Genomic DNA, 6,589 nt, shown 5'->3' on the forward strand with positions numbered 1-6,589 from the left:
CTGGGCAAGGGGGACACCTCCGGACGAGGCCGTACGCGGGATCCGGGAGCACAGTAGGCCGATACGATCTCCAGCCCGCGCCGCGGCCCCGGTGGCGCGCATCCGTGTCCCCCGTTCGCGGTAACGTGAGGCTCCTATGAACGCCAAGCCCGACGTGCGGCTCCCCGCAGTGTCCGTGATCATGCCCGTCCTCAACGAGGAGCGGCATCTGCGCGGAGCCGTCGAAGCGATCCTCGCGCAGGAGTACGCCGGCGAGATGGAGGTCGTGATCGCCCTCGGTCCGTCCACGGACCGCACGGACGAGATCGCCGCCGAGCTGGTCCGCGCGGACCCCCGCGTGCACACCGTGCCCAACCCGACCGGCCGCACCCCGGCCGCGCTGAACGCGGCGATCAAGGCGTCCCGGCATCCGGTCGTGGTCCGTGTGGACGGCCACGGCATGCTCTCGCCGAACTACATCGCCACCGCCGTGCGGCTGCTGGAGGAGACCGGCGCGCAGAACGTCGGCGGCATCATGCACGCCGAGGGCGAGAACGCCTGGGAGCACGCGGTGGCCGCCGCGATGACGTCGAGGATCGGCGTCGGCAACGCGGCCTTCCACACCGGCGGCCAGGCCGGCCCCGCCGAGACCGTCTACCTCGGCGTGTTCCGGCGCGAGGCGCTGGAGCAGCAGGGCGGCTACAACGAGGAGTTCATCCGCGCCCAGGACTGGGAGCTGAACTTCCGGATCCGCGAGGCGGGCGGGCTGATCTGGTTCTCGCCCGAGCTGCGGGTGTCGTACCGGCCGCGGCCGTCGGTGCGCGCGCTGGCCACGCAGTACAAGGACTACGGCCGCTGGCGGCACGTCGTCGCCCGCTACCACTCCGGGTCCATCAACCTGCGCTACCTCGCCCCGCCGGTGGCGGTGTGCGCGATCGCGGCGGGCCTCGTCGTCGGTGTCGCGCTGACCCCCTGGGGCCTGGTGGTCCCCGGCGGCTACCTGGCCGCGATCGTCGCGGGCTCGGTCCCGGCCGGCAAGGGGCTGCCGCTGCCGGCCCGGCTGCGCATACCCGTGGCCCTGGCCACCATGCACATGTCCTGGGGCTGGGGCTTCCTGACCAGCCCGAAGTCGCTGGCGCGCAAGGTCATCGCCTCCCGCCGGCCCGCGGTCCACGCCTGAACCCGCGCCGGGGCCCCTCGCGCGGGGCCCCGGAAACCGGTCCGCTACCAGCGGTAGGGGCCGTACACGTCCATGCACTTGGAGGTGTCCGAGCCGTTCACGGCGTCGGAGTTCTCCGGCAGGTCGCCGGCCTTGGGCTCGGACTTCTTCGGGTACGCCGAGCCGGAGCGCCAGTCCGCGCCGACGACGACCGTGACCCCCGAGACGTCGGTCGACTTCTGCACCTGGGCCATCGGGATGCCCAGCGCCTCGGCCACCGCCTGGGCGTCGCCCTCCAGGTCAGCGCTCGGATAACGCACCAGCGTCCTGTCCTCGGCGAGGCTCCCCGAGGCGTCGGCCTGCGCCCGGGCGTAGCCCTTGCCGGCGAGCACCTGGGCGATCGCCGACGCCCGCTGCCGCACCGCGGCCTCGGTGGAGGTCCCGGTGGCGTTGCGCACCAGCACCCCGAGCGCGGCCGGGTCCAGCGAGGGCTTCTTGTCCGGCTTGCCGGCGGCCGTGTCCTTCTTGCCGCCCTTCCCGTCCGCCTTCCCGCCGTTCTTGTCGAACGGCACGTCGTCCCGGAGCATCTGCCACATCTTGTCGGCGTTCTTCTCGTCGGGGATGACGTGGTTCCCGTTCCGCGGGTCCTTCAGGTTGGGCATGGTCACGGAGGTGATGCGGTCCGTCGGCACCGACTTCATCTGCATGGCGAGGTCGTAGAGCTTCTTGACCGAGGTGATCTCCTCGGACACGTGCAGCGACTTGGTGGCCGCGTCCGCCAGGTCCATCAGCCGGCCGGTGTCGGTGAACACGTTCTGCTGCTTGAGCGTGCGGATCATCGAGTTCAGGTACATGTGCTGGGCGCGGGCCCGCATCAGGTCGTCGCCCCAGGCGTGCCGGGTGCGCAGCCACTGCAGGGCCTGCTCGCCCTTCACCTTGTGCGTGCCCTTGGTCAGCTTCAGCCCGGATCCGCCGGACACGGTGGCCGTCGGGTGGTCCGAGACGTTCTGGTTCACGCAGACGTCGACGCCGCCGATCGCGTCGGCCATCCGCACCACGCCCGCGAAGTCGATCGTCATCCAGTGGTCGATATAGACCCCGGTGAGGTTCTCCCAGGTCAGCAGCGTGCAGCCGGCCCCGCCACGGGCCAGGGTGACGTTGATGATGTCGTTCGTCGGCGGGTATTCCCTGCCGGTGTCGGGGTCCGTGCACGCGGGGATGTCCACCCGGGTGTCACGCGGGATGCTGATCATCGCGGCGCTCTTGCGGTCCGCCGAGAGGTGGATGAGCATCTGTACGTCCGCCAGCGGCGGGTCGCCGGCGTGGTCCCGGCTGCCGCCGAGCTTCAGGTTCTCCGCGGAGTTCCGGCTGTCGGAGCCGATCAGCAGGATGTTCAGCGGGGTCTGGCCGGCCGCGTTCGGCGCGGTCCGGTGCGCCTTGGAGTCGTCGCCGTTGGCGCGCCGCCCCTTGTGGAGATTGCCGTTGAGATGCTGGTAGTACAGATATCCGGCGCCCGCGGTGCCCAGTATCACCACCGCCAGCACCGACGCCGACCAGCGCAGCACCCGCCTTCTGCGCCGCCGCCGGCCGGTCTGCGCACCGCCCGTCCGCCATCTGCCCCCGTCCGCCGGTGCCCCCGCGGTCGCAGGCGTGCGCGCCACCGCCTCCTCGACCGCCGGAGCCTTTCCGCGCACCTCGCTCTGCGCCACTCCCTGCCCTCCCCGCCCTCGCGCCAAGCAGCGGGCCCGTCCCGCGTCCGGTTAGACGCACGACGGGCCCCAGGGGTTACCTATGACGCGCACTTCACCTTGTCCGCCGTGGACTTGTCGACCTTCGGCGCCTTCGTCGGAGGGCTCAGGGAGATGCCCGCTCCCTTGAAGTCCGCGCCCAGGGTCAGCGTCATCGCCGGCAGCCCCTGCGCGTTGGTCACGCTCTCGCCCGGTTTCAGCGCGGCCCCGGACAGGCCCATGATCGCGGCCAGCCGGCGGGCCTGGGCCGCCTGGTCGGGCGCGTACTCCAGCGTGGTCTTGGCCAGCTTCGCGGGGGCGTTGCCGCCGTTCTCCGACTTGGTCACGCCCTGGTCGTTCTGCAGCCAGCCGAGCACCGCCTGCGCGCTGCCGGCCTGCGCCCCGCCGTTCAGGACGCGCACCCGCACCTCGGAGGCGGGCGCCTGGGTGCCCTTCAGCCGGGCGGCCTGAGCGTCCTTGGCCGCCTTCTCCTTCTTCTTCACGTCGGTGAAGGAGACGTCGTTCTGGATGGCCTGGAACACCTGCGGGGCCAGCGCCTGATCCAGGATCACCGTCTTGTGCACGGGGCCGTCGGCCGGGTTGTCCTTGACCGGCAGCGTCGTGAAGGCCAGGTTCTTCGGGTTGAGCTTGCCCAGCTCCAGCCCCAGGTCCTTCAGCCTGTTGATGTCGTCCAGCTTGTCGTCCACGGTCAGCGCCTTGGTGCCGGCCTCCGCCAGCTTCACCATCTTGGTCGGGCTGGTCAGCGTGGAGTTGCCCTTCAGCTTGCGCATCAGCGCGCCCAGGAACTGCTGCTGGAGCCCGATCCGGCTCAGGTCGCCGCCGAGGCCCACGGAGTGCCGGGTGCGCACGAACGCCAGCGCCTGCTCACCGGAGATCTTGTGGGTGCCCTTGGACAGCTTCAGGTGCGAGTCCGGGTCGTCGATGTCCTTGGCCAGGCAGACGTCCACACCGTCGACCGCCTCGGTCAGCGTCTTGACCGCGTTGAAGTCGGCCACCATGAAGTCGTCCGGCTTGATCCCGGTCAGCTCGGTCACCGTGCGCATGGTGCAGCTCGGCGTACGGCCGTCCTGCCCGAGGCTGGTGTTGAAACGGACGCCCGTCGAGCCCGGGATGATCTTCTGGGTGCCGTCCTCCTGCCGGGTCGGGCAGTCCGGGATGTCGGTGATCAGGTCGCGCGGGATGCTCAGCGCGGTGGCGTTGGAGCGGTCCTTGGACACGTGCAGCAGGATCGTGGTGTCCGCGTGCCCGACGCTGCCCGCGTCGCCGTAGCCCTCGTTGCCCTTGCCGGTGCGCTTGTCGGTGCCGATCAGCAGGATGTTGATCGCCTCGTCCTTGCGGAAGCCACCGGTGCCGGCGCCGTCGTCGGACACGGACGTGATGTTGTCGTTCAGGTGCTTGATGTAGAGGTAGCCGGCGGCCGTCACGGCGACCAGCACGAACGCCATGGACCCGCCGGTCCACAGCAGCACCTTCTTCGCCCGTGACGCCTTCTTCGCCGGGCGCCGGGACGCGCGCCGGCCCTGCGGCGCCTCCGGCTCCGTTCCCCGGCGCCGGGCCGAGCGCGGCGCCGGCACCTCGGTGCCGCGCGCCCGGGACGACTGCCGGCTCTCGCCGCCCTGCCGCCGGGCACGGCCGCCCGCCGCACCGCCGTCGTCCTCGGCGGACGGTCTGCGCGGTCCGGGAACCGGCGACTGCGCTGCGGAAGGGCTCAGTCGCAATTCGTATTCGCCGGTGTTCGGATTGAGCACCCACTGGTCTGCGGGGTCGATGTTGTCCGCCCGCCCACGGCCTTGCGCGTCCACGGTTGTCCGAATCCTCCGTCGGGGCCACGCGGCGCCTTCCCCCTCCAAGGCGCTCGGGTCTCGGTGAAACAGTGCACGACCCCGACAAAGCCCGTCGGACCTCGCGGCCAGGTGCACCGGATCGCTCACACTATCCGCCCAGTTCAGCGTCGGACGACGCCGATGACAAATTCGGTGTGCCTACAACCGGGCAATCCCCCTCATTTTCAAATCGGAGGTTCACCGTTTTTCGGTAGGACGGCCTACTCGCAGGTGTGTTCCGCGGCGGTGTACCCGGGAAACGTCGGGGCGGGCGAGGGGCCGTCCGGGCCGCCCGCGCCTGTGACGTCCCGGGGAACTTCCTGTGAATTCTCCCGTGCCACCGCCACCGGCCGGTCGGTCCGCAGCCGCCCGAACAGTTTCTCGGCCTCCGGCTCCACGAGCTGGTCACGATTGGCGTCGTAGACGTACGACCGTCTCGGCACGGTCAGGAACCGCACCTGTTCCGTGGGGATGTCGCGCAGCCCGCGGGCCAGTTGGTACAGGCCGCGCAGGCTCGCCAGCTCCGGGTCGGTGGTCAGCGCGGAGGTCGCCGCGTCCAGCAGCGGGTACAGCTTCACCGGGTTGAGCAGGATGTCGTCGCCGCGCACCTTGTCGACCAGCGCGCCGAGGAACCGCTGCTGGCGCCCCATCCGCTCGGTGTCGCTGCCGTTGCCGAGCGATTTGCGGGCGCGCACGTAGCCGAGCGCCTGCTCCCCGTTCAGGGTGACCCGCCCGGCGGGCAGCCGGAGCTTGGCCGCCTTGTCGTCCACCGGCTTCTCCAGGCAGACCTCGACGCCGTCGACGGCGTCCACGATCTCCTTGAACCCGGCGAAGTCCAGCACCATGTGGTGGTCGACACGGATCCCGGTGAGCTTCTCCACGGTCCGGATCGTGCACGCCGAACCGCCCACCTCGAAGGCGTGGTTGAACATCGCGAACACCGGGTCGCTGCGCGTGCCGTCCTCCCGCCGGCAGGAGGGGATGCGCACCATCAGGTCGCGGGGCAGCGACACGGCGGTGGCGCCGGTCCGGTCGGCGGCCAGGTGCAGCAGGATCGTGGTGTCCGACCGCTGGCCGTCGATGCCCTTGCCGTACTCGCGGTTGGCCTCCCCGGCCCGGGTGTCGGACCCGATCAGCAGGATGTTCTGCGCGTCCCGCACCAGCGCGGTGGGCCGCTCCCGTTCGTAGCGCGCCAGTTCGGCGGCGGCGGCCTCGTCGGAGGTGATGTTGGCGCTGAGCCGGGCGTAACCGGCCCAGCCGGTGCCGGCGGCGGCGAGGAGGAGGGCGGCCGCCCCCAGCGCCGAGTTCCGCAGCCGCCGCCGGCGACGCCGTATCAGCCCGTTCCCGGTGGCCGAGGCCCCCGGCCCGCGACCGGTACCGAGGGGCCTGCCTGCGGTGTCGGTCACGATGGGCCATCCCCTCATGGCGTACGAGCGTCACGTGCTGCCCTTACGACGATGGCGGGGGAGCGGCCCGGGCAGCGCCCTTTGCTGCTCCGAACGGGTGAGGCGCGGGGCCCCCGGGGAGCGGGGGCGCCGGGGCGTCGCGCGGGGCCGCTCGGCCGGGCCGTACGACGGCCGCCGGTACGGGCTCAGCGGCGTACCGCGGTCACCCGCTCGCTCTCGACGCGCTTGGCGAGGGACTCCTCGTCCAGCCGGTCCAGGTGCCGGCACAGCACCACGGACCCGCCGACGGCCAGCGGGGAGAACAGTCCCGCGCTCAGCCCCTCCCAGGTGTCGTACGGCAGCCCGGACAGCAGCCGGGAACCGGGCCCGGTCAGCTCCAGCGAGGGCGCCTCGGCCGAGGCCCGCTCGACCACCTCCGCCCCGCTGAACTCCCGTCCGTCGACGGCGAGCGCCGGCCCCCGCGGGTCCACCGGC

General features: G+C 71.7%; 4 protein-coding genes and 1 pseudogene. 1 reads left to right on the top strand and 4 read right to left on the bottom strand.

Annotated features, from left to right (window positions below):
- Positions 1–136 precede the first annotated feature (136 nt).
- A complete protein-coding gene (locus H5J33_RS19135) occupies positions 137–1,159 on the top strand; it encodes a glycosyltransferase family 2 protein (RefSeq protein ID WP_181796151.1) in 1,023 nt (340 codons plus the stop codon).
- Positions 1,160–1,203: 44 nt separating this feature from the next.
- Here the strand turns inward: H5J33_RS19135 and H5J33_RS19140 are convergent, their stop codons facing one another.
- From H5J33_RS19140 to H5J33_RS19155, 4 genes and pseudogenes are all read right to left on the bottom strand, one after another.
- Complete coding sequence (locus H5J33_RS19140) at positions 1,204–2,847, bottom strand: LCP family protein (protein ID WP_181796152.1); 1,644 nt, start codon at positions 2,845–2,847, stop codon at positions 1,204–1,206.
- A gap of 80 nt (positions 2,848–2,927) precedes the next feature.
- The gene (locus H5J33_RS19145; RefSeq protein ID WP_181796153.1) at positions 2,928–4,688 is read right to left on the bottom strand and encodes an LCP family protein; all 1,761 of its coding nucleotides are present in this window, start codon (positions 4,686–4,688) and stop codon (positions 2,928–2,930) included.
- A gap of 242 nt (positions 4,689–4,930) precedes the next feature.
- Positions 4,931–6,115 carry an LCP family protein gene (locus tag H5J33_RS19150; protein WP_399552872.1) on the bottom strand — a complete coding sequence of 395 codons (1,185 nt, stop codon included), beginning with the start codon at positions 6,113–6,115 and terminating at the stop codon, positions 4,931–4,933.
- 185 nt (positions 6,116–6,300) lie between these two features.
- A pseudogene (locus H5J33_RS19155) lies at positions 6,301–6,589 on the bottom strand (TIGR03089 family protein); the annotation flags it as partial.

The sequence above is a fragment of the Streptomyces sp. WELS2 genome, from assembly GCF_013870595.1.
Taxonomy (GTDB): Bacteria; Actinomycetota; Actinomycetes; order Streptomycetales; family Streptomycetaceae; genus Streptomyces.